The following is a 21,601-nucleotide window of genomic DNA, read 5'->3' as shown; positions in this document are numbered from 1 at the left end:
GCGTGATGAGATCAGGATGAATCATCATCGCGCTTTAGCTTGTTGCTTGCGCATGATCTCCGCGCAAACGCTACGCGTTTGTCGCGAGGGAAAACCGCTACACACTTTTCCGGATCATGCTTTAGCCCTTGGCGACCTGGTGCGAACTCATAAGTTCAAGGGCCTTGACCATCGCGGAGTGATCCCATTCCTTGCCGCCATTCGCGACGCAGCTGCTGAACAATTGTTGCGCCGATGCCGTGTGCGGCAGTGCAATTCCGAGCTTTCGCGCCCCTTCCAGTGCGAGGTTGAGGTCCTTCTGGTGCAGTCCAATCCGGAAACCGGGATTGAACTTCCGCTCGATCATGCGCTCGCCGTGAAGCTCGAGGATTCGAGACGACGCAAACCCACCCATGAGCGCTTGCCGCACCAGCGCCGGGTCGGCGCCGGCCTTGGACGCGAACAGCAGCGCCTCAGCCACGGCCTCGATCGTCAGCGCGACCACGATCTGATTTGCGACCTTCGTGGTTTGCCCATCGCCGTTTCCTCCGACGAGCGTGATGTTTTTCCCCATCTTCTCGAACAGCGGCTTGACAGCATCGAACGCCTTTTGCGTTCCACCGACCATGATGGTCAGCGACGCGGCCTTTGCTCCCACTTCTCCACCTGACACCGGCGCATCAAGATATTCGGCGCCATGCTCCCTGATCCGTTTTGCAAACTCCTTCGTCGCCAGGGGCGAGATGGAGCTCATGTCGACGACGATCTTGCCGTCGGTGAGTCCCTTGGCAACGCCGCCGTCGCCGAACAGCACTTCTTCAACCTCCGGAGTGTCCGGCAGCATCAGGATAACGACGCTCGATTTCGTCGCGATATCGCTTGCGCTCTCGCATGCCACCGCGCCCTTGGCCACGAGATCGCCTGCGGCTTTCGACTTCTTGAGCACGAACAGCCGGTGCCCCGCCGCTTGCAGGTTTTCGGCCATGGGACGGCCCATGATCCCCAAGCCAATAAATCCGATGTCGACCATCGCTTGCTCCCTTTTCTATAGAGTGGGTTTCCGGGCAGTAAGCCACCCGAAACCTTCCAAGGCAAGCGACCTCGCGGATTCTGGGAAATGCTGTCGAACCGCGGCCTCATCTACCCGCGGCCCGTTGCCCGCAGGCGGCTGTGGCGAACACCGTAGACCGCATAGATCACGAGCCCGACCGCAAGCCACACTGCGAGCCTGATCCAGGTGTCGAGCGGCAAGCCGAACATCAGGAACAGCGAGGTTGCGGCCCCGGCGGGCGCTACCAACCAGATCGCCGGCGCGCGGAACGGACGCGGCAGTAGCGGGTCGCTTACGCGCAGCGCGAGCGTGCCCATCGAGACCACGGTGAATGCGAACAGGGTTCCGATGCTGACGAGTTCGCCAACCAGGCCGATCGGCAACAGCCCGGCGAAAATCGTGACGATCGTGCCGGTGATGATGGTCGAGACATGGGGCGTCCGGAAGCGCGGATGGATTTTCGCCGCAAACGGCGGCAGCAAGCCGTCATGTGCCATGGCGCGAAAGATCCGCGGCTGCGCCAGCAGCATCACCAGGATGACCGACGTCAATCCGAACAGGATGCCGAGCTTGATGAAGGGACCGAGCCAGCCAATGCCGATCGCATCGATGCCGACTGCGATCGGATCTGCGACATTCAACCGGTCGAACGGCACGATGCCGGTCAGCACGAAGCCGACCGCGACATAGAGCGCCGCGCAGATCACAAGCGAGCCGAGGATTCCGATCGGCATGTCGCGCTCCGGCGCCTTCGCCTCCTGCGCTGCGGTCGAGATCGCGTCGAAGCCGATATAGGCAAAGAACACCACGGCAGCGCCGCGGACCACGCCTGACCAGCCATAGACGCCGACGCCGGCATTCGGCGGGATCAGCGCGCCTTCCGGATTGCTCGGCGTCACCCAGTTGGCCAGCGTCACCGAGGACAAGGCGCTGCCGAGAAACAGCGCGATGACGGTCAGCTTGACCGCGACGATGAAGCCGTTGAACTGCGCGGACTCGCGGATGCCGATCACGAGCAGCGTGGTCACGAACACGATGATGGCCATCGCCGGAATGTTGACGATTGCGCCGGTCCGCGACCAGTTGCCGCTGCTGACGTCGTAGGCGAGCGGCGCCGAGGTGAAGTGCTGCGGCAGGTTGATGCCGAAATCACGCGCGAAGCTGACGAAGTAACCCGACCATCCGACCGAAACGGCGATGGCACCGACCGCGTATTCGAGAATCAGGTCCCAGCCGATGATCCAGGCGATGAACTCGCCGAGCGTCGCATATGCGTAGGTATAGGCGCTGCCGCAAACGGGCACGGTCGACGACATCTCCGCATAGCACAGGCCTGCGAAGCCGCACGCGACTGCGCCAAGAAGAAATGAGAGCGTGACCGCGGGACCGGCGTTCGCCGCAGCGGCATGGCCTGTCAACACGAAAATGCCGGCGCCGATGATGCCGCCGATACCGAGGGTCACCAGTTGCAGCGCCGACAACGAGCGCTTGAACGGCGGCGTATCGGCGTCGCCTTCCGACCGCGCCGCTTCCTGCAGCAGATCGGCCGTCGACTTCCGCGTCCAGATGCTGGCCACAATCCACACCCTCCGCCGTCCGCATTGCGGCAAGACGCCCGGCGGAATTATAGCGCGCCGTTCAAGCGCCGCGCGACGGCAAACGCTCGCTCGATGTTGGCCACCTCGAAGATCGACGAGGCCGCTGGCCTCCGCCTTGCTGACATGGCGATGCGAACAAACAACCTGAGGTCGAGACGTGCCATGGCGGGACAACCAATTTCGGGATTGGGTCGATTTGAAGCACTTGATGCATTGCGCGGAATCTGCGCGCTGCTTGTGGTGCTGTTCCATATCCCGATTTACCATGCACTGAAGGGGACCCAGCCATTCGCGAACCTGCAGTTCTGCGTCGACATGTTCTTCGCGCTGTCAGGTTTCGTGCTGTGCCATGCCTATGGCCATCGTCTACACGATCGCGCCGACGGTCTTCGCTTTGCGGTGAGCCGGTTCGCGAGGCTCTGGCCGCTGCACATCGTGATGCTGGTGCTGTTTATCGGAATCGAGGTGGTCAAGATCGTATTCCTGCGCGCGGACGGTTCGTTGTCGTTGGATTCCGTGCCGTTCGGTGAAGGCCATACGCCGTGGCAGATGATCACCAACGTCCTCTTCCTGCAGTCGTTCCACCTCCATGCCGGCCTGACCTGGAACGGCCCGGCTTGGAGCGCGGCGGTCGAATTCTATGTGTCGTTGTTGTTCGCTGTCGTCATCCTGCTGTTTCCGCAGCGCCGGCGGGAGATCTTCCTCGGTCTGTGTCTTGCGGCAGGCATGCAGTTGTTCGAACGGTCGCCGCAACAGCTGTTCGTCTCACACGATTGGGGCATGCTGCGCGCAATGTTCAGCTTCTTCGCAGGCTGCCTCGTCTACGACATGCGCCTGCATTCCAACGGCCGGCTCGAGACACCGAACATGCTCGAAGTGTGGAGCGTGCTGCTGGTCGCGGCGTTCGTCGTCTGCACACAGCCGGGCGAGATGCAATACGCATTCCCGCTGCTCGCAGCCATCGTGATCTACGTGTTCTCGTTCGACCAGGGCTTCATCTCGGCACTGCTGCGCTCTTCGCCGCTGCAGAAGCTTGGCCTGTGGTCTTACTCGATCTACATGATCCACACGTTCCTATTCCAACTGATGAAGATGACCGCCTCCTATCTCGGCCGCAAGATTCATGTCGATCTGGTCGGCTGGTGCGACGGAGACAAGCTGCTGCTGCTCGGAACGCCCGGCCATGCGCTTCTGGCGGCACTGGTCATCTCGGTGGTCGTCGTCGTGCCGTTTGCTGCGCTGAGCTATCGCTGGATCGAGAAGCCCGCGATGGATTTTGCACGACGCGGCCCGGCACCGCACCGCGGCGGTGCTGTCGCCAAGGCCAGCCCGGCGGCGGTTGCAACGTCGGTCTAGGCCTCCGTGCGACCAGGCGGGCTCGCACTTGGAGCACACATCCTCTGCCTGGCGAAGGAGATCATGGCGTCGGCCTTCAGTGGTTATGCACGTCGGGCCGCGGATCGGTGACGAAGCCGTCGCGGTTCGGCATCCGGATCGCCGCAAGCGTCTTAGCGTCGAGCACGGCGTCGGCGGGCACCACGCCATTGAGATTGAGGATGTAGGCGGACACCGCGTAGACATCCTCATTGCTCAGCGACTGCGGCGCGTTCTGCGGCATCGCGCGGCGGATATAGTCGAACAGCGTCGAGGCGTAAGGCCAGTAGCTGCCGACGGTGCGGATAGGCTTTAGGCTCGCCAGCGTACCCTGTCCGCCGGCCAGACGATCGCCGAGACCGCCCTGTCCATCCGCACCATGACACGTCGCGCACTGTTCGCTGAACACGACGCGGCCGCGCTCGACGCTGCCGCTGCCGGACGGCAGGTTCGAGCCGTCGCGGCCGATATCGATATTCCAGCCGGCAATCTCCTCAGGCGTCGCCGCGCGCCCGATCCCGTAATGTTCCTCAGCCTGCGCGGCGAGGGTCAAGGCGCCGATCGCGCTCGCGAGGAGCGCAGCTTTCCATTCAGGCCTGGCCATTGGTCACCTCACCGTTCGCATCGATGCGCCAGGGCCAGATGGCGTTGTTGTGATAGAAATGATTTGGGCCGCGCACGGCCAGCAACTCGGCGAGCGTCGGCTGAACGTAACCGGTCTCGTCAACGGCACGGCTCTGGACCACCGCGGGTTTGCCATCCCAGTGCCAGGGAAAGCGGAAGCGCGTGAGCGCACGCGTCAGGACCGGCTCCTGGAGCTGCGCGTCCTGCCACGTCTTGCCGTCATCAACGGACACCTCCACGCGCGCGATCTTGCCGCGGCCGCTCCAGGCGAGCCCCGTGATCTCGTGGAAGCCGGGCTCCGCAAGCTTCTGCCCGCCCGATGGACGCGTGATGATCGATTTCGCCTCCATGTAGAAAGTAAACTCACGCGAGGTGCCGTCAGGCATCAGATCGGTGTATTTCGAGGTCTCCTCGCGCGAATAGGCAGGCTCGGCGACGACTTTCAGCCGGCGCAGCCATTTCACGTTCATGTTCCCCTCGAAGCCGGGCAGCAGCAACCGCAGCGGATAGCCCTGCTGCGGACGCAGCCGTTCGCCGTTCTGGCTGTAGACCAGCATGGCATCGTCGAGGCATTTCTCGATCGGGATGCTGCGCGTCAGCGCGGCGGCGTCCGCGCCTTCGGCCACGATCCACCTAGCGCCCTGCTGCAGGCCCGCCTCGTTCAGCACCGTTTTCAACGGCACGCCGGTCCATTCCGCGCAGCTCACGAGACCGACGAGATCGGACGCCGTCTTGCCATAGGGCTTCGTGTAGACGGGATTGCCGGAGCACTCGATGAAGTGGATGCGCGACTGCGACGGGAAGCGCCTGATATCGTCCATCGAGAACACCAGCGGACGATCCACCATGCCGTGCAGCATCAACCGGTGCTGCGCGGGATCGATGGTCGGGACGCCGCCATGGTGGCGTTCGTAGAATAAACCGTTCGGCGTGATGATGCCGTCGAGTTCCTGCAGCGGCGTGCGGCCCGAAGCGGAGATGTATTGCGGCAACGTCTTCGAGATGTTCTTGACGATCCCCTTCTCATAGACCGAAGGCGTACCGTAAGGCTGGCTTCCCATGGGATCACCCGGCGCCTTCATCCACTCGGGCACGTTGGGCGGAAGGTTGCTCCCGGATTCGGCGAGCGCGGCCGCGCCGCCAAGCCCTGCCACCGCAGAACCGCCGACCAGTGCCGTCCCCGCCTGAAGGAAACGCCTGCGAGACGCCTCTCGCATGCCTTTGTCCGTCGTCTGTTCACCCATCGACGTTTTCCTCCGACGTTCTTGTTGCCGCATAGCCTAACACCAAACGCCCGAGACGTTGCAACCATCCGCCGCGCATCATTCGTCAGCTGCCGGCGACCACTGGCAATTTGTCGATCGAACGGATTCCGGGCCGTCCGCGCCAGCGAATCTGCGCGGGTGCAACTGCAAGCCGGAGCTTGGGCCAGCGCACAAACAGGGCCTGCAGGGCACAGGCCGCCTCAATCCGCGCGAGCTGGTGGCCGAGACAGAAATGGATTCCCGTCCCGAACGAGATGTGCCGATTTGGCTTGCGATCGAGCTCCATCCTCTCAGGGTGCTCATGCGCGTCCGGATCGATATTGGCGGCCGCGATCATCGCCATGATTCGGTCGCCTCTCTTCAGATGGACTCCGCCTAGCTCGACATCGCGCCTGATATAGCGCGGCTTGGAGAATTGCACCGGCGAGACGAAGCGCAGGAATTCCTCGATCGCCAGCCCAACGCGGCCCCAGTCGGCGGCAAGCCAATCGCGCCGCGCAGGGTTCTTGAGCAGCTCAAAGACTGATCCGCTGATCAGGTGCGTCGTGGTCTCCGAGCCGGCGCCGAGCAGCAGAAAGACCATCGACACCATTTCAGCCGACGTGATGCGGCCGCCTTCCTTTTCGACTTGCACCAGTTCCGCAATCAGCCCCTCGCCCCCCTTCTCGCGCGCACGCCGCAACTGTGCTTCGAGATAACGCCGCATTTTCGACAATCCGACCATCATGCGCAGGAAGCTGACCGGACCTCTGAGCTGAGACATCGAGTTGGCCCAGGCGATGAATTTTGTCCGATCAGCCATCGGCAATCCGAGCAGTTCGCAGATCACCGACACCGGCAATATGCGTGCATAGCGCTGCACCAGATCGGCGGGACTTCCGGCCGCGAACAGTTCGCCGGCCAGACGATCGGCGATGGCGCGGATGTGCGGCTCCATCTCGAGCACAGCGCGGCGACGGAACGCCTCGTCCACGATGCTGCGCAGCCGCGTGTGGTCGGGCTCGTCCATCGTCAGCATGTTGTTGGCGACGGTCGCGATCGACCTGGGCATCCACCAGCGCAGGCCCGCAACTTCACCGTCCTCCTTGCGCAGCGTGAATGTCGTGCTGTCCTTCAGCATCGCCGCGGTCGTCTCATAGGTGGTCGTCACCCAGACCCGGCCGACGATCGGAAACCTCACCTCGACAACCTGTCCGCGGGCGCGCAGCGCGGCAATCCCGGCAGCGGGATCACGGTTGAATACCTCGCTGGAAAAGTCAGGCTGCGATGTCATGACGTCCCTCATGCCGTTCGAGCTTCCGGAAGATGGTACTGGCCGGCGCGCCTGCAAGACCGGTGGATGCCAGGAACATCACGGTTGCAGTCAAATCAACGGGACTTCAGGCATAGCGGCCCCGTCGTGAACGATAGACGGAGGGCCGAAGGAACCTTCGACGCAATCATGCTGCGCTGGGAACGAAGCGGAGCTGCGTTGGCGGCGTCTCTGTCGCGGACGCCGGCGCGAGGCTGCAAGCCGTTTCAGCTAATTCGCGTCAGCCCGTCACCGGTGGTGTGCCGTGAGTGTGGAAGGACTCGATCGTCTTCAATCCCCACGCCTGGCCCTTCTTGCGCTCCTCCTCGGTCCAGACAATCGGTTTCCAGTCCGGCGCGAGGATCAGGCGGGCGCCGGCATTGGCGACCTCGACGCGGTTGCCGCCGGGCTCATAGACATACAGAAAGAACGTCTGCTGGATCGCATGCTTGTGCGGCCCGGTCTCGATATGCACGCCATTCTCCAGGAAGATATCGGCGGCGCGCAGGATCTCCTCGCGACTGTCGAGCGCGTAGGTGACGTGATGGAAGCGGCCTGTCTTGCCGTAATGGTCGCGTGTATAGGCGAAGTCGTAACTCTTGTTCGACATCGTCATCCACATCGCCGCTTCCGTACCGTCGTTGAGCACGATCTGCTCGGTGGTTCGGCAGCCGAGATAGTTCTCGAAGAACAGACGGTTCGCCTTGATGTCGACGGCGAGGCAGTTCAGGTGATCGAGGCGACGAACATTGACCCCGCGCGCGGGAAAGCGCTGCGCCTGGTTCTTCAGCGCAGGTTTCAGCTCGGCCGGTGCCTGGTACCATTCGGTCTCGTAGTATAATTCGATGACGTGACCGTCGGGATCGCGGCAACGGAATGCCGGCCCCTGCCCCATGTCGCCGTCGATCCAGCCGATGTCGAAGCCCGAGCCCTTGAGCGCGGCGACACGGCGTTCGAGCGCCTGGGGGCTGCGCGCGCGCAGCGCCATGTGCTCCATGCCCGACGTCTTCGACGCCGTAAGCTTGAGCGAATAGCGCTCGTAATCATCCCAGCCGCGCAGATAAACCGACTCGCCCTTCCGGCCGCTGACCGTCATGCCCATCACGTCGACGAAGAATTTCAGGCTCTCGTCCGGCTTTGGCGTCAGCAACTCCATATGCCCAAGATGGGCGAGATCGAAGATCGGCTCCGGCTGCATCAGCGCTTCTCCTTCCGCGGTGACGCGAGATCGGCGGCGCATGGCATCATTTCGCGCGGCACCTATTTGTACTACTGTACAAAAGATTAGGTCTCGTCAACAAAATAGTGGAGTATCACCCACCCGCGAACATGCGCGCGGCGGCAAATTCGCGGGCGAGTCGATTTGGCGTCGAATATTTGAGCGAGAACGCTAACGCGCATTGGCCGGCGCGTGCGCGTGCCAGAGGTCGGCACGCCAGTGCAGTATGATGACCAGCATCATTGCGAGACCGGCGACGGCATAGAGAGTGCCCATCGCGGCAAAGCCGACCAGATCGATCAGACCGCCGGCGGCCAAAAGGCCAAGCGGCAAGCCGTAGATCACCATCATGCGCACCCCCATCACGCGGCCGCGGAACTGCTCACTTGCCGCCCGCATCAGGATCACCGCAAGCGAGATCATGCACAGGCTCTGCGAAAATCCTGCAAGCATCAGGCAGGCCATCGCACTCGGCACCGTCTGCATCTGCGCGAAAACCAGCAGGGTCGCATACCAGACGATGGTAGCGCCGATCATCAACCGCGCAACGCGAACGCTGCCGACGAGGCTGAGCGCAATCGAGCCCGCCAGCGAGCCGACAGCGAAGCTCGCCGACAGATAGCCGAGGCCGCTCTGGTTGGTCAGGTAGATCTCCCGCGCCGCGTAGGGCAGCAAACCGTTGGTCAGCGGATAGGCGGTGAGATTGGCGAGGAAGGCGATCCAGATCGCGGCGCGCATCCGCGGCGAGGTCCAGACATAGCTGATGCCTTCCTTGAGATCGCGCAGCGGCGAGCGCCGCAAAACGGCCTCGACCGCCTCGTGGGCCTTGGCCCGCCCGTGCGGCGCGACCACGCAAAGCGTCAGCACGGTGGCGACCGCGTAGAGGCAGACGATGGCGACGTAGGCAGGCCCGATGCCGAGCGACGCGAACAGCCCGGCGCCGCTCAGCGCGCCCGCGATGCGCGCGGTATCCATGGTGGTGCGCGACAGGCTGATGGCGCCGATCAGTTGCTCGTGCGGCATGATGGTCGCGACCAGCGCGCCGCGCACGCCAAGATCGGACGGCCGCACGATGCCCATCAGCGCCGCGATCAGGAACACGCAAGGCGGCGTGAGATGGCCGGTCAGCGCCAGTATCATGAGCGTGGCCGCAAGCGTCGCATAGGCGGCGCGCATCATGGCAAGCAGGTCCCGATGGCCGATACGGTCACCGATCACGCCGAACACCGGGGCGACAAGCGTGCCGACATAGCCAAGCGAGGCGAACACCGTGAGCAGCAGAACCGAGCCGGTCTCGACCAGCACATACCAGCCGAGGATGAGCGTCTCCATCTCGAACGCCCAGGAGGTGAGCAGATCGGCAGGCCACTGGAATCGATAATTCCGGATGCGGAAGGGAGCGAGCGCGGACGGCCGCGCTGACGCGCTCAAGACCCGATGCCGCGGCTCATCGCGTTCCACCCTGCCCTGTTCTTGTCGTTGTCCAATGGATACAGGCCGGATGTTTTTGGGTCAATCGCGGCAGCAAGCACTGGAGCGGCGTCCGCAGCACGGTCAGCCGACCGAGGCAATTCTCTCGCGATGCGACGACAGCAGATGCGGGATCTCAACGGCCTAAGCCGGCCGGCTGAACGTGATCCGGCCAGTTGGCCGCCTCGGCGCAGGCGGCGTTGAGCAGGCCGCAGCCGAGCCCATTGATCAGACCGGTCCCCACCGCGATCAGGATGAAATCGGCCTTGATCCGGCGAGCGAGGCGTTCTCGGCCATGGTGAATCCCAGGTTAACGAAACTTGGGTGAAACGGCCGCCGTCCTTCCGCAAAGCAACGATTTTTGCTGCAGAAGTGGGAAATGATCCGCCGAGCGGGCGTTCTGCAAAGGAATCCTGACCGAGAAGGCGCGGATTTAGCCAAACTGGAACTGCCGCGATTTAACGGTTTTTCCAGTCCGCGCCGTCATATTTGGGATCGGGAAATTTTCGGGACATTCCAGGCAACATCGTGACATCCTTTGGACGTGTGATCTCTGTGCGCGGCTCGCAGGCCCGGGTCGGGCTCATGGCGACGGGCCAGATGCCGCTTTCGGAAGTGCGCGCCACAGTCGGTCGGTTCGTCAGCATCCGCTGTCTGACCTCGGTCATCGTCGCCATGATCACCGAAGTGTCGTGCGAGGGCCTGCCAGAGTCCGATGCCTACATCGCGACCGCCTCAGTGGACCTGCTCGGCGAGATCCTCGGCGGCGAGCGGCCCAAATTCCAGCGCGGTGTCACCAATTATCCGACCATCGGTGACGGCGTCGAGCTGATCACCAACCAGGAGCTGCGCACCGTCTATGCTCCTTCCGGATCGGACCAGATCAATGTCGGAACACTGCAGCAGGACCGTTCGGTCACCGCCTACGTCGACGTCGAGGAAATGCTCTCCAAGCACTTCGCCGTGCTGGGCTCGACCGGCGTCGGCAAGTCGACCGGCGTGTCGCTCCTGCTCAACGAGATTCTGAAGTCGCGGCCGAACCTGCGTATCTTCCTGCTCGACGTGCACAACGAATACGGCCGCTGCTTCGGCGAGCGCGCCCAGGTGCTCAACCCGCGAAACCTGAAGCTGCCGTTCTGGCTGTTCAACTTCGAGGAGATTGTCGACGTGCTGTTCGCGGGCCGTCCCGGCGTGCCCGAAGAGCTCGACATCCTCGCCGAAGTGATCCCGGTCGCGAAGGGTCTCTACACCCAGTATCAAAACTCCGACCGGGTCAGTCTCGGATTGAAGCGCGTCGATCCGAAGCAGATCGGCTACACCGTCGATACGCCGGTGCCCTATCGGCTCGTCGACCTGATCTCGCTGATCGACGAGCGCATGGGCAAACTCGAGAACCGCTCCTCGCGCATCATCTATCACAAGCTGATCTCGCGCGTCGAAACGGTGCGAAACGATCCGCGCTACGCCTTCATGTTCGACAACGCCAATGTCGGCGGCGATACCATGGCGGAGGTGATCAGCCATCTGTTCCGCCTGCCCGCCAACGGCAGGCCGATGACCATCATGCAGCTCGCGGGCTTTCCAGCCGAAGTCGTCGATTCCGTGGTGTCGGTGCTGTGCCGTATGGCATTCGATTTCGGCCTGTGGAGCGACGGCGTCTCGCCGATGCTGTTCGTCTGCGAGGAAGCCCACCGCTACGCCTCCGCCGACCGCAATGTCGGGTTCGGCCCGACCCGCAAGGCAGTGTCGCGCATCGCCAAGGAAGGCCGCAAATACGGCGTCTATCTCGGGCTGATCACCCAGCGTCCGGCCGAGCTCGACGCCACCATCATCTCCCAGTGCAACACGCTGTTCACGATGCGCCTCGCCAACGACCGCGACCAGGCGCTGCTGCGCTCCGCGGTCTCGGACGCCGCCGCCAACCTGTTGTCGTTCGTGCCCTCGCTCGGCACCCGCGAGGTGCTGGCGTTCGGCGAGGGCGTGGCGCTGCCGACGCGCTTGCGCTTCAAGGAAGTGCCGCCGCACCAATTGCCGCGCGGCGAAGCGACCATCGCCACCGTGCCGTCGGTCACTGCCGGCCATGACATGCACTTCGTCAGCGCCGTGCTGGAACGCTGGCGCGGCGCGACGTCACATCGCGATGTGCCCAGCAGCGATTCCGGCATGAACGAGCGGCCGCAGCGGACGATGGCATCCGCGGAAGCTCCGATGCTGCAACCCTCGATGGGTCTCGATCCGGACCGCTTCTCGTTGCTGAAAAAGCCGCTGCGCTAGCCATTATCGGTTCTGATCGAATCAGAGCCGCAGCTTCTTCACGCGAACCGGAATCCACGCCGCTCGAAGAGGCTATGGCGGCATCGCAACGCGGCGGCGCATGCGCCTTGCGCCGAGGCCGTCATCCACTATGGTTCGCGTGATGCCGCACTCCAGCGGCACGCCGGAACCATTTCATGACACAGCCGACCGCAACACGCTTTCCCGCGCCCGCTCTGGACAAGCTCCCCGAGGACATCCGCGCCCGCATTCTTGCAGTCCAGGAGAAATCCGGCTTCGTGCCGAACGTGTTCCTGACGCTGGCCTACCGTCCGGATGAGTTTCGCGCCTTCTTCGCCTATCACGACGCGCTGATGGAAAAAGACGGCGGGCTGACCAAGGCCGAGCGCGAGATGATCGTGGTGGCGACCAGCGCCGCCAACCAGTGCCAGTATTGCGTGATCGCCCACGGCGCGATCCTGCGCATCCGCGCCAAGAATCCGGAGCTAGCGGACCAAATCTCGGTAAACTACCGCAAGGCCGACATCACGCCGCGCCAGCGCGCGATGCTCGACTTTGCGATGAAGGTGAGCCGGGCGGCGGAAGAGATCTCTGAGGCCGATTTCACCGCCGTCGCGGCCCATGGCTTCAGCGACGACGACATCTGGGATGTCGCCGCGATCGCCGCCTTCTTTGCGCTGTCGAACCGAATGGCGAATGTCACCGCGATGCGGCCGAACAACGAGTTCTACATGCTTGGACGATTGCCAAAGTAGAGGACGGTTTTGACGGACTGGAGCGAGATTGTCCTGCGGCTCGGTGTCGCCACGTTCGCCGGAGGCCTTGTCGGGCTCGACCGTGACCTGCGTGGCATGCCGATCGGCCTGAAGACGCTTGGCCTCGTCAGTCTTTCCACCGCGGCAGTCATTCTGCTCGCCATGCAGGCCGCAGAACCGGGCCAGTTCACGGACGCGGCCAGCCGTGTTGCTCAAGGCGTACTGACCGGCATCGGATTTCTGGGCGCCGGCGTGATCGTACGGCAAGGTGATCGGTTCCGGGTTCGCGGCTTGACGAGCGCTGCTTGCGTCTTCTTTGCCGCCTGCATCGGGACCGCCTGCGGCGCCGGACACTGGCCGATCGTCATCACGGCACTGGTCTTCGCGCTTTTGCTCCTGACGTGTGGAAACTCCGTCGAGCGGTGGCTGCACCGCACGCTCGGCGGCAAGGATGATACAGGCGATTAGAAGACTGGTCCCCGGCGCTACCAGCTTGATCAGCCGTCAGACGCCGGCCCGCACCAGCCGGGCAGGTAGATCGCGCCCTTGCTGCGGGCTAGCGCAAGGCCTTTTTCTATGGCGTTGGCGAAGTCGTTTTTCACCAGCTTGGCCGGGATGTGTCGGCGCAGGAAGTCGGCCCACAGGAATTCGCTGAACGGCGTCGTGTCCTTGGCGAAACCGCCGGAGCGGCGCATCTCGCCGGCAAGGCTGCGGAACGGATCGTCCTTGAGATCGGCCACCGATTTCGGAATGTCCTTGAAATGCCGGCGCTCGCCCTTGGCGTCGTAGGGATAGACCCAGCGCTTGTTGTCCATCACGCCCCAGAACACGTCACGCTCGACCATGGTGAGGTCGCCGATCACGGTGACGAGAATATCCTTGACGCCCTCATCGTGCAGCGCCCGCGCCAAGTGGTGGTGATCCACCACGTAGTAGCGATCGTCAGGACCATGGACGACCGGGATCATATGCTTGCCGAGGAGTTCTGCGCGCTTCTTGTCCGATTTGTGCTCGCGCCAGCGCTTCCGTTTTTCTTTTACCTCCTGCATGCCGACCGTCATCTGGGTCGGCCGTAGGGCCATGATTGGGACCGGCTTGACGTAGGGCTCGCGCGTATGGGCCATGACTGTGCTCCCGTTTGACAGCCTTCCGGAACGGGTTCCATTATGACATATCGTTGGAGAGGGGCGGAAGGCCGAACCATCCGGCCTGCCGTGCGCCGACGATCGGGACCGGTTCCGCAAGCTGCCTGAAGGCTGGATACCACCTCTGCGCGCACCAAGATTTTAGATGTGGGGCGCGGCAAACATGCTAAACAAGGACTGCGACGCGACCGGACTGACATCAGTGAAAACCCAGCGGCCAATCACCTCGGATAGCGAGCACGTGGTGCTCAAATTCCGGCCGCGTACGTCCGCACAACTACCGGGCAAGCGCGAAGAGCCGCCCCGCCCGGCCCGCCCCGTTTCCGTCGCCAACGACCTCTCCCGCTACGAGAAGCCGCGCGAAGAGCCGGACGATTTCCGTCAGCGCATGCTCGCCAACATTGCGGCCTTCGCGTTCACTGTGGCGCTGACGGCGATCGGCATCTGGCTCGCAGTGAGCATCGCCGACCTGCGCAAGACCCAAGACTGCGTGCTGATGGGCCGCCGAGATTGCGCAAAGATTTCGGTGATGCCGCGCGGCTGATGGAATCAGAACCGAAGCGCTAGATTGTTGCTTTGCGCGTTCTCTTCACGCGAACCGGCATCCCATTTGACACGTTTCCCAAAGGAGCCTGCATCCGCCCCCTGCAGGTCGGCTGCTTGCCGGGGGAACCAAGCGACCATTCTTGTCCCGCCGAACTGCCCCGGTCGCCGTCCCCACGTCCATTGAACTCACGGCCCTGCTCCGTTATACGGGCACACGACTCCGGCAGCGGGAATAGGGCATTCCGGGGCGACGCGACCATCTCCTCCGAGCCGCCCCAGAATTATCTCAAATATATCAAAGGCTTAATGATGTCTTCCACATTCGAGCAGATCGCCAACATTATCGCGGAGACCTGCGATATCCCGCGCGACACGATCAAGCCGGAGAGCCACGCCATCGATGATCTTGGAATCGACAGCCTCGACTTCCTCGACATCGCCTTCGCCATCGACAAGGCCTTTGGAATCAAGATGCCGCTCGAAAAGTGGACCCAGGAGGTCAACGACGGTAAGGCGACGACCGAGCAGTACTTCGTGTTGAAGAACCTCGCCGACCGCATCGACGAACTGGTCGCGGCCAAGAATGCGGGCGCGGGCACCGGCACGGGCTCATAATCGCCCAATGCAGCTCGACTACTTTATACTGATCGACCGCATCGTCGACCTCAACGTGGGCAACAAGACAATTGTAGTCGAGGCCCAGGTTCCGACGACGCACACTATCTTCGAGGGCCATTTCCCCGGCTTTCCAATCATGCCGGGCGTCCTGCTCACCGAAGCGATGGCGCAAAGTTCGGGCTGGCTGTTGCTCGGCGTGAACAAGTTCGAGCGCATGCCGTTCCTGGCGATGGTCAAGGAAGCCAAGATGCGCGGCTTCGTCAGTCCCGGCCAATTGCTGACCATCGAAGCAAAACTCGAGCACGAAGGCTCGGGCTTCGCAGTCACCTCGGCCAAGGTCCGGGTCGGCAAAGAGCTGAAATGCAGCTCCGAGATCACCTTCCGCCTCGTCCCCTTCCCCGACCCTGCCTTCCGCGGACACATGGACGCGATGGCCAGGAAGATCGGCTTCCCGCTGCAGGCGATGGGCCATGATTGAGCCGAAGGAAGTCTGGATTACTGGCATCGGCCTGCTCTCCTCGCTCGGCGAGGGGCTGGACGCGCATTGGGAAGCACTAGGCGCCAGGCGCATCAACGTCGACGAGAAGCGCTTTGCGCCCTGCGTGATCCATCCGCTCGCACCCGTCAGCTTCGACGCCCAGATCCCGAAAAAGGGCGATCAGCGTCAGATGGAAGCCTGGCAGCGCATCGGCACCTATGCGGCCGGTCTCGCGCTCGATTCCGCCGGCGTCAAAGGCAATCCGGAAGTGCTGTCGCGGATGGACATGATCGTCGCGGCCGGCGGCGGCGAGCGCGACCTCAATGTCGACGTGGCGATCATGAACGCCGACGCGCAGGGCAACTCGCAGCCCGGCTTCCTCAACGAGAAGCTGATGAACGAGCTGCGTCCGACGCTGTTCCTGGCGCAGCTCTCCAATCTGCTCGCCGGCAATATCGCGATCGTCCATGGCGTGTGCGGGACCTCGCGAACCTTCATGGGCGAGGAAGCTTCCAGCATCGACGCAGCGCGGATCGCGGTTGCCCGCATCGAGGCCGGCCAGAGTGACATCGCGCTCGTCGGCGCTGCGCATAACGGCGACCGCGCCGATCTGCTGATGCTCTATGAGTATGCTGACTTCAACCTGAAGGACCGATATGCGCCGCTCTGGGCCCGCGGGGACAAACCCGGCTTCGCGCTCGGCTCTGTCGGCGCATTCCTGGTGATGGAAGCGCGGGAGCACGCGGAAGCGCGTGGGGCAAAGCCTTACGCCAAGCTGACCAAGGTGGTCGCCGACCGTGCGCAACGCAATCAAGCCGGCGCGCTCACGAAGTCGCTGCGGGCGATGTGGCCAAAGCTTGGCATCAGTGCCGACGATGGCGTCGTCATCACCGGCGCAACCGGCGCCGAGCCCGCGACCACCGAGGAACGCGCGTTCCTCAGCGAGCACCCGGGCCTCGCCGTGCGCGCGACCGGAACGACCTTTGGCCACACAGTGGAAGCGCAGTTTCCGCTCGGGTTAGCGCTCGCCGCACTGTCGATTTCGCGCGGGGCACTTTATCCCGCCAACGATCCGACCGGTTTCGAGGTTGAAAAGGCCGAGGCGCCGACCCAGATTGTCGTTTTGGGGGCCGGTCATTGGCAGGGCGAAGGCATGGCCCTGGTCGAGGCCGTCAGTTAAGTCCGGCGCAGTATCGACGGGGGAACCATGACAGCACCACGCGATAAATTCGGCAGGCCGGTCGTTGTTGTGACTGGCATGGGGATCGTGACTTCGCTTGGCGCGGGCAAGACGGACAACTGGAAGCGCCTGACCGCCGGCGAATCCGGCATCAAGACGGTGACCCGTTTCCCGATCGACGGCTTGAAGACCACGATGGCCGGCGCGGTCGATTTCGTCACCGTCGAACCCTTTTCTTCGACCGGCCTGTCCGAGCGCCTTGCGGTGATGGCGACCGAAGAAGCGCTCGAGCAATCCGGCGTCGGCCGCAAGGGCGACTTCCCGGGTCCGATGTTTCTGGCGGTCGCCCCTGTCGAAACCGAATGGCCGCAACGGCTGCTGGTGAGCCGAACGATCGCGAAGAAGAATTTCGACACGATGGACGTGGTGGCGGCGGGCGGCGGCGGCAGATTTGCCGACTACCATCGTCGCTTCATGTTCGGCTCGGTCGCGGGCAATCTCGCCGATACCTTCGGCACCAAGGGGTCGCCGATCTCACTGTCGACCGCCTGTGCCTCCGGCGCGACTGCGATCCAGCTTGGCGTCGAGGCGATTCGCCGCGGCGAAGCCGACGCGACTCTTTGCATCGCGACCGACGGCTCGGTCAATCCCGAAGCCATGGTGCGCTTCTCCCTGCTGTCGGCCCTCTCCACCCAGAACGATCCGCCGCAAGCCGCCTCAAAGCCGTTCTCGAAGAACCGCGACGGCTTCGTCATGGCCGAAGGCGCCGGTGCACTGGTGCTCGAGAGCTACGACGCCGCAATGGCCCGCGGAGCGCGCATCCTGGGCGTCGTCGCCGGATGCGGCGAGCTTACCGACTCCTTCCATCGGACGCGCTCGAGCCCGGATGGCAAGCCGGCGATCGGTTGCGTGCGCAAGACGCTCGCCGACGCCGGCATGGAGCCGGACCAGATCGACCACATCAATGCCCACGGCACCTCGACTCCGGAAAACGACAAGATGGAATATCTGGCGACCGCGGCCGTGTTCGGCGACCACACACCGAACATTCCGGTGTCGTCGAACAAGTCGATGGTTGGCCACACCATCTCGGCGGCCGGCGCAGTCGAAGCGATCTTTTCGCTGCTCACGCTCGAACATCAGCGGATACCGCCGACCATCAATTACGAAGTGCCGGATCCGGCGATCCCGTTCGATGTGGTTGGCAACAAGGCGCGCGACGCCCGCGTCACCGCCGTGATGTCGAACTCGTTTGGTTTCGGCGGGCAAAACGCCTCGCTGATCCTGACGCACGAACCGGTCTGAGCGGGCGTTTCGCTTCGTGCGATGAACCGCCTGCTCCTTCGCACCAGGGCGCGCCTGCGCGACGCCGCAAAACCGGCGATCGAGGCTTCCGTTGGCGCCTTGACGATCGGGCTGCTGCGGACCACGCGCTATTTCGATCCGGACAAGACCGCCTGGTTCTTCGGCCGCGCGGCACACTTCATCGGCCGCAGGTTGCGCGAGGACCGCATCGGCCGCGAGAATCTCACGGCCGCCTTCCCCGAGAAGTCGCCGGAGGAGATCGAGACAATTCTCGCCGGCGTATGGGACAATCTCGGGCGTATCGGCGCCGAGTTCGCCCATCTCGATCGCATCTGGGACCACGATCCCGAGCATCCGGAAAAGCCCAGCCGCGTCGAATTCTCTCCACGCAGCAAGGAACTGTTCGACCGGCTGCGTGACGACGGCAAGCCAGCGCTGTTCTTTGCCGCGCATCTCGGCAACTGGGAATTGCCTGCGCTCGCCGCCGTCGCTCACGGGCTCGATGCCGCGATCCTGTTCCGACGGCCGAACATCGAATCTGCCGACCGTGCCATCGAACGCATTCGCGCGGTCAAGATGGGCACACTTGTCCCCGCTGGCCGCGATGCGCCGTTCAAATTGGCGCAGGCGCTGCAGAACGGCCAGCACGTCGCAATGCTGGTCGACCAGTATTTGACCAACGGCGTGCCCGTCACGTTCTTCGGCCGCAAGACCACCGCGAACCCGCTCTTGGCGCGCCTGCGCCGTCAGGTCGATTGCCCGATCCATGGCACGCGGATCATCCGACTGCCCGACGGCCGCTTCCGTGGCGAGGTGTCGGAAGAAGTGAAGCCGGTGTTCGATGCATCCGGCGAGGTCGACATCCCGGGCACGATGCAAGCGGTCACCGACGTCGTCGAGGGCTGGGTCCGCGAATATCCGGATCAGTGGCTCTGGCTGCACCGGCGGTGGCGTTAGGCCAGAGCATCATCGTTTCCGATTGAAGCAGAAACCGAAGCTGCATCTTGTTCTGACGCGTTTTCCGTACGTGGAACGGTATCCACTTCGCTCGAAACGGCTATAGCGGCTATCCCACCGCGTCGCGGATCGCAGGCTGATGCTCCTTGCAATGACGGAGCATGCAACCGCGACCAAGGGGTCACTTTCCCGTCTTCACCCGGGTCCACAGGCGGTTGATGATCCGCTGCGTGGCAGGATCGCGCGCGGTGATGACGAACAGCTTCTTCTGCATCGCCTCGTCGGGATAGATGTTCTCGTCGTTGAAAATCTTCGGGTCGATCAACTTCTGGCTCGCCAGATTGCCGTTGGCGTACGACAGGAAGTTCGAATTCCTCGCCGCGACGTCGGGACGGTAGAGATAATTGATGAGCTCATAGGCCTCGGTGACGTTCTTGGCGTCCGCGGGGATCGCGAGATTGTCGAAGAACATCTGCGCGCCCTCCTTCGGGATCGTGTAGCCGATCTCGACGCCGGATTTGGCCTCTGCCGCGCGGCTGCGCGCCTGCATGATATCGCCCGACCAGCCGACCACGAAGCAGATCTCACCCGAGGCCAGAGCACCGAGATATTCGGATGAGTGGAACTTGCGTATGTAAGGCCTGATCTTGATGACGAGATCGGCGGCCTTCTCCAGGTCGGCCTGCCTGGTCGAATTCGGATCGATGCCGAGATAGCTCAGCGCTGCCGGCAAGATATCGTCGGCGGAGTCCAGCATGTGGATGCCGCAATCCTTGAACTTGGCGAGGTTCTCCGGCTTGAACACCATGTCCCAGCTATCGATCCTGGCGTCGGCGCCAAGGACCTGCTGCGCCATCTTGACGTTGTAGCCGATACCCGTGGTGCCCCACATGTAGTTGGCGCCGTAATTGTTGCCGGGATCGTAGGTCGCAAGCTCCTTGGCAACCACGGGCCAGGCGTTGGCGAGGTTCGGCAGCTTCGACTTGTCGAGTTTCAAGAATACCTTTGCGGTGATCTGGCGCTGCAGGAAATAGCCGGTAGGCACCACGACGTCGTAGCCGGACCTGCCGGCGAGCAGCCGCGTCTCCAGCGTCTCGTTGGCATCGAACGTGTCGTAGACGACCTTGATGCCGGTCTCCTTGGTGAAGTCCTCAAGGACCCCCGGCGCCATGTAATTCGACCAGTTGTAGAAATTGACCGTACGCTGTTGCGCATCAGCGGACGGAGAGAACAGCAGAACCGCGGCGATCGCACCGATGATGCTGAGGTCATGGCAGTTCCGCTTTCGCATCTTGACTTACCTCTTGCGACGGTGGACCGCGTCCGACAGGCGTTCCAGAGCGGCGTCGAGCGTGGCGTCCTTCTTGGCAAAACAAAAGCGCACGACCGAGGTCACCGCATCCTGCTCATAGAATGCCGACACCGGAATCGCCGCGACCTTGTAGTCCTGGACGATACGCCAGCAGAACTCCGCATCGGTCTCGTTGAGCCCGAGCGGCGACAGGTCGACTGTCAGGAAGTACGTTCCCTGCGACTTCAGCACGGGAAACCCGATGCTCTCCAGCCCCTTGGTGAGGCGGTCGCGGCTTCGCGCCATATCCTTCCGCATCGCGTGGAAATAGTCATCGGATTTGCCGAGGCCGTAGGCCACCGCCGCCTGCAGATTGGGAGCGGTGGTGAAGGTGAGAAACTGGTGCACCTTGGCGGCCACGCGCAACAGCGGCGGCGCGGCGCAAACGAAACCGATCTTCCATCCCGTCAGCGAGAAGATCTTGCCGGCACTGCCGACCTTGATGGTGCGATCGCGCATCCCCGGAATCGTGATCAATGGAATGTGCTCGCGGCCGTCAAAGACGACATGCTCCCAGACCTCGTCGCAAATCGCGACCACGTCGAATGCCTGGCAGTACCGCGCCAGCAATTCGAGGTCCTCGCGCGGATAGACCACCGCCGACGGGTTGAGCGGATTGTTGAACAGCACCGCCTTGGTCTTGTGGTTGAAGACGCTGCGCAGCATGTCCTCGTTCAGCCGCCAATCCGGCGGCTGCAGCCGCAACAGCCGTGGAATGCCGCCGGCCTGGCGGATGATCGGCAGATAGGAGTCGTAAACGGGCTGGAAGCACACGACCTCATCGCCCGGCTCGACCACGGCCAGGATCGAGGATGTCAATGCTTCGGTGCCGCCGGAGGTGACCATCACCTCGGTCATCGGGTCGAGCTTGAGGCCGTGCCAGCGGTCGTAATGGGATGCGATCGCCTGCCGGAGTTCGGGGATGCCCATCATTGACGGATACTGATTGTACCCGTTCACCGATGCGTCCGCGGCGGCGCGGCGAATGTCCTCCGGGCCGGGATCGTCGGGAAAGCCCTGGCCGAGATTGATGGCGTCGTTGTCGCGCGCGGCCTGCGACATTGCCTCGAAGATCGTGACCGGAAGGTCCGCGAAGACCTTGTTCATGGAAGTCATGGCAG

General features: G+C 63.1%; 20 protein-coding genes. 10 read left to right on the top strand and 10 right to left on the bottom strand.

The features are described from left to right. Positions 1-121: 121 nt before the first annotated feature. Together JQ553_RS24910 and JQ553_RS24905 are read right to left on the bottom strand one after the other, a co-directional pair. On the bottom strand, positions 122-1,009 hold the full coding sequence (locus JQ553_RS24910) for a 2-hydroxy-3-oxopropionate reductase (protein WP_212502663.1): 888 nt from the start codon (positions 1,007-1,009) through the stop codon (positions 122-124). A gap of 110 nt (positions 1,010-1,119) precedes the next feature. Then, positions 1,120-2,607: an amino acid permease gene (locus tag JQ553_RS24905; protein WP_212502662.1), complete on the bottom strand. Its 1,488-nt coding sequence runs from the start codon at positions 2,605-2,607 to the stop codon at positions 1,120-1,122. 183 nt (positions 2,608-2,790) lie between these two features. Here JQ553_RS24905 and JQ553_RS24900 point away from each other — a divergent pair, with 183 nt between their 5' ends. Further along, positions 2,791-3,984 carry an acyltransferase gene (locus tag JQ553_RS24900; protein ID WP_212502661.1) on the top strand — a complete coding sequence of 398 codons (1,194 nt, stop codon included), beginning with the start codon at positions 2,791-2,793 and terminating at the stop codon, positions 3,982-3,984. A gap of 76 nt (positions 3,985-4,060) precedes the next feature. Here the strand turns inward: JQ553_RS24900 and JQ553_RS24895 are convergent, their stop codons facing one another. The 5 genes from JQ553_RS24895 to JQ553_RS24875 all read right to left on the bottom strand — a co-directional run bounded on the left by JQ553_RS24895 (position 4,061) and on the right by JQ553_RS24875 (position 9,832). Beyond that, positions 4,061-4,606 (bottom strand): c-type cytochrome, encoded by a 546-nt coding sequence (locus tag JQ553_RS24895; protein ID WP_212502660.1) that lies wholly within the window; start codon positions 4,604-4,606, stop codon positions 4,061-4,063. Next, positions 4,593-5,870 carry a sulfite dehydrogenase gene (gene soxC, locus JQ553_RS24890; RefSeq protein WP_212502659.1) on the bottom strand — a complete coding sequence of 426 codons (1,278 nt, stop codon included), beginning with the start codon at positions 5,868-5,870 and terminating at the stop codon, positions 4,593-4,595. Before soxC ends, JQ553_RS24895 begins: the two co-directional genes overlap by 14 nt. Positions 5,871-5,955: 85 nt before the next feature. Then, a complete protein-coding gene (locus JQ553_RS24885) occupies positions 5,956-7,164 on the bottom strand; it encodes a cytochrome P450 (RefSeq protein WP_212502658.1) in 1,209 nt (402 codons plus the stop codon). A gap of 259 nt (positions 7,165-7,423) precedes the next feature. Beyond that, entirely contained in the window at positions 7,424-8,380 is a 957-nt protein-coding gene (locus tag JQ553_RS24880; protein WP_212502710.1) for a catechol 2,3-dioxygenase, read from the bottom strand. 192 nt (positions 8,381-8,572) lie between these two features. Continuing rightward, positions 8,573-9,832: an MFS transporter gene (locus JQ553_RS24875; protein ID WP_212502657.1), complete on the bottom strand. Its 1,260-nt coding sequence runs from the start codon at positions 9,830-9,832 to the stop codon at positions 8,573-8,575. Positions 9,833-10,456: 624 nt separating this feature from the next. Between JQ553_RS24875 and JQ553_RS24870 the strand changes: the two genes are divergently transcribed. The 3 genes from JQ553_RS24870 to JQ553_RS24860 all read left to right on the top strand — a co-directional run bounded on the left by JQ553_RS24870 (position 10,457) and on the right by JQ553_RS24860 (position 13,368). After that, positions 10,457-12,145: an ATP-binding protein gene (locus JQ553_RS24870; protein ID WP_212502709.1), complete on the top strand. Its 1,689-nt coding sequence runs from the start codon at positions 10,457-10,459 to the stop codon at positions 12,143-12,145. Positions 12,146-12,321: 176 nt separating this feature from the next. Beyond that, complete coding sequence (locus JQ553_RS24865; protein ID WP_212502656.1) at positions 12,322-12,900, top strand: peroxidase-related enzyme; 579 nt, start codon at positions 12,322-12,324, stop codon at positions 12,898-12,900. A 9-nt stretch (positions 12,901-12,909) separates the two neighbouring features. Then, positions 12,910-13,368, top strand: a complete 459-nt coding sequence (locus tag JQ553_RS24860; protein ID WP_212502655.1) for an MgtC/SapB family protein — start codon at positions 12,910-12,912, stop codon at positions 13,366-13,368. Between the two features lie 29 nt (positions 13,369-13,397). On the opposite strand, the gene JQ553_RS24855 is transcribed toward JQ553_RS24860, so the two are convergent. Continuing rightward, the gene (locus JQ553_RS24855; RefSeq protein WP_212502654.1) at positions 13,398-14,024 is read right to left on the bottom strand and encodes a ParB-like protein; all 627 of its coding nucleotides are present in this window, start codon (positions 14,022-14,024) and stop codon (positions 13,398-13,400) included. 223 nt (positions 14,025-14,247) lie between these two features. Here JQ553_RS24855 and JQ553_RS24850 point away from each other — a divergent pair, with 223 nt between their 5' ends. From JQ553_RS24850 to JQ553_RS24825, 6 genes are all read left to right on the top strand, one after another. After that, positions 14,248-14,589, top strand: coding sequence for a hypothetical protein (locus tag JQ553_RS24850; protein WP_212502708.1), 342 nt, complete (start codon positions 14,248-14,250; stop codon positions 14,587-14,589). A gap of 311 nt (positions 14,590-14,900) precedes the next feature. Beyond that, the gene (locus JQ553_RS24845) at positions 14,901-15,206 is read left to right on the top strand and encodes an acyl carrier protein (RefSeq protein WP_212502653.1); all 306 of its coding nucleotides are present in this window, start codon (positions 14,901-14,903) and stop codon (positions 15,204-15,206) included. Between the two features lie 7 nt (positions 15,207-15,213). Continuing rightward, a complete protein-coding gene (locus JQ553_RS24840; RefSeq protein WP_212502652.1) occupies positions 15,214-15,687 on the top strand; it encodes a 3-hydroxyacyl-ACP dehydratase FabZ family protein in 474 nt (157 codons plus the stop codon). After that, complete coding sequence (locus tag JQ553_RS24835; RefSeq protein WP_212502651.1) at positions 15,680-16,867, top strand: beta-ketoacyl-ACP synthase; 1,188 nt, start codon at positions 15,680-15,682, stop codon at positions 16,865-16,867. Before JQ553_RS24840 ends, JQ553_RS24835 begins: the two co-directional genes overlap by 8 nt. Positions 16,868-16,894: 27 nt before the next feature. Continuing rightward, positions 16,895-18,172 (top strand): beta-ketoacyl-ACP synthase, encoded by a 1,278-nt coding sequence (locus JQ553_RS24830; protein WP_212502650.1) that lies wholly within the window; start codon positions 16,895-16,897, stop codon positions 18,170-18,172. 21 nt (positions 18,173-18,193) lie between these two features. After that, the gene (locus JQ553_RS24825) at positions 18,194-19,129 is read left to right on the top strand and encodes a lipid A biosynthesis lauroyl acyltransferase (protein WP_212502649.1); all 936 of its coding nucleotides are present in this window, start codon (positions 18,194-18,196) and stop codon (positions 19,127-19,129) included. 181 nt (positions 19,130-19,310) lie between these two features. On the opposite strand, the gene JQ553_RS24820 is transcribed toward JQ553_RS24825, so the two are convergent. Next, the gene (locus tag JQ553_RS24820; RefSeq protein WP_212502648.1) at positions 19,311-20,420 is read right to left on the bottom strand and encodes a polyamine ABC transporter substrate-binding protein; all 1,110 of its coding nucleotides are present in this window, start codon (positions 20,418-20,420) and stop codon (positions 19,311-19,313) included. A gap of 6 nt (positions 20,421-20,426) precedes the next feature. Then, positions 20,427-21,596 (bottom strand): aminotransferase, encoded by a 1,170-nt coding sequence (locus tag JQ553_RS24815; RefSeq protein WP_212502647.1) that lies wholly within the window; start codon positions 21,594-21,596, stop codon positions 20,427-20,429. Positions 21,597-21,601 lie beyond the last annotated feature (5 nt).

Source organism: Bradyrhizobium lablabi (assembly GCF_018131005.1).
Lineage (GTDB): Bacteria > Pseudomonadota > Alphaproteobacteria > Rhizobiales > Xanthobacteraceae > Bradyrhizobium > Bradyrhizobium lablabi_D.
Note: the sequence above shows the minus strand (reverse complement) of the source record. Positions and strands in the feature narration are given on the sequence as shown.

Bases quoted from the DNA above. Each gene is read 5' to 3' on its own strand.
- JQ553_RS24910 (WP_212502663.1), bottom strand. From the start codon at position 1,009: ATGGTCGACATCGGATTTATTGGCTTGGGGATCATGGGCCGTCCCATG.
- JQ553_RS24900 (WP_212502661.1), top strand. From the start codon at position 2,791: ATGGCGGGACAACCAATTTCGGGATTGGGTCGATTTGAAGCACTTGAT.
- JQ553_RS24895 (WP_212502660.1), bottom strand. From the start codon at position 4,606: ATGGCCAGGCCTGAATGGAAAGCTGCGCTCCTCGCGAGCGCGATCGGC.
- soxC (WP_212502659.1), bottom strand. From the start codon at position 5,870: ATGGGTGAACAGACGACGGACAAAGGCATGCGAGAGGCGTCTCGCAGG.
- JQ553_RS24885 (WP_212502658.1), bottom strand. From the start codon at position 7,164: ATGACATCGCAGCCTGACTTTTCCAGCGAGGTATTCAACCGTGATCCC.
- JQ553_RS24880 (WP_212502710.1), bottom strand. From the start codon at position 8,380: ATGCAGCCGGAGCCGATCTTCGATCTCGCCCATCTTGGGCATATGGAG.
- JQ553_RS24870 (WP_212502709.1), top strand. From the start codon at position 10,457: ATGGCGACGGGCCAGATGCCGCTTTCGGAAGTGCGCGCCACAGTCGGT.
- JQ553_RS24865 (WP_212502656.1), top strand. From the start codon at position 12,322: ATGACACAGCCGACCGCAACACGCTTTCCCGCGCCCGCTCTGGACAAG.
- JQ553_RS24855 (WP_212502654.1), bottom strand. From the start codon at position 14,024: ATGGCCCATACGCGCGAGCCCTACGTCAAGCCGGTCCCAATCATGGCC.
- JQ553_RS24845 (WP_212502653.1), top strand. From the start codon at position 14,901: ATGTCTTCCACATTCGAGCAGATCGCCAACATTATCGCGGAGACCTGC.
- JQ553_RS24840 (WP_212502652.1), top strand. From the start codon at position 15,214: ATGCAGCTCGACTACTTTATACTGATCGACCGCATCGTCGACCTCAAC.
- JQ553_RS24835 (WP_212502651.1), top strand. From the start codon at position 15,680: ATGATTGAGCCGAAGGAAGTCTGGATTACTGGCATCGGCCTGCTCTCC.
- JQ553_RS24830 (WP_212502650.1), top strand. From the start codon at position 16,895: ATGACAGCACCACGCGATAAATTCGGCAGGCCGGTCGTTGTTGTGACT.
- JQ553_RS24825 (WP_212502649.1), top strand. From the start codon at position 18,194: ATGAACCGCCTGCTCCTTCGCACCAGGGCGCGCCTGCGCGACGCCGCA.
- JQ553_RS24820 (WP_212502648.1), bottom strand. From the start codon at position 20,420: ATGCGAAAGCGGAACTGCCATGACCTCAGCATCATCGGTGCGATCGCC.
- JQ553_RS24815 (WP_212502647.1), bottom strand. From the start codon at position 21,596: ATGACTTCCATGAACAAGGTCTTCGCGGACCTTCCGGTCACGATCTTC.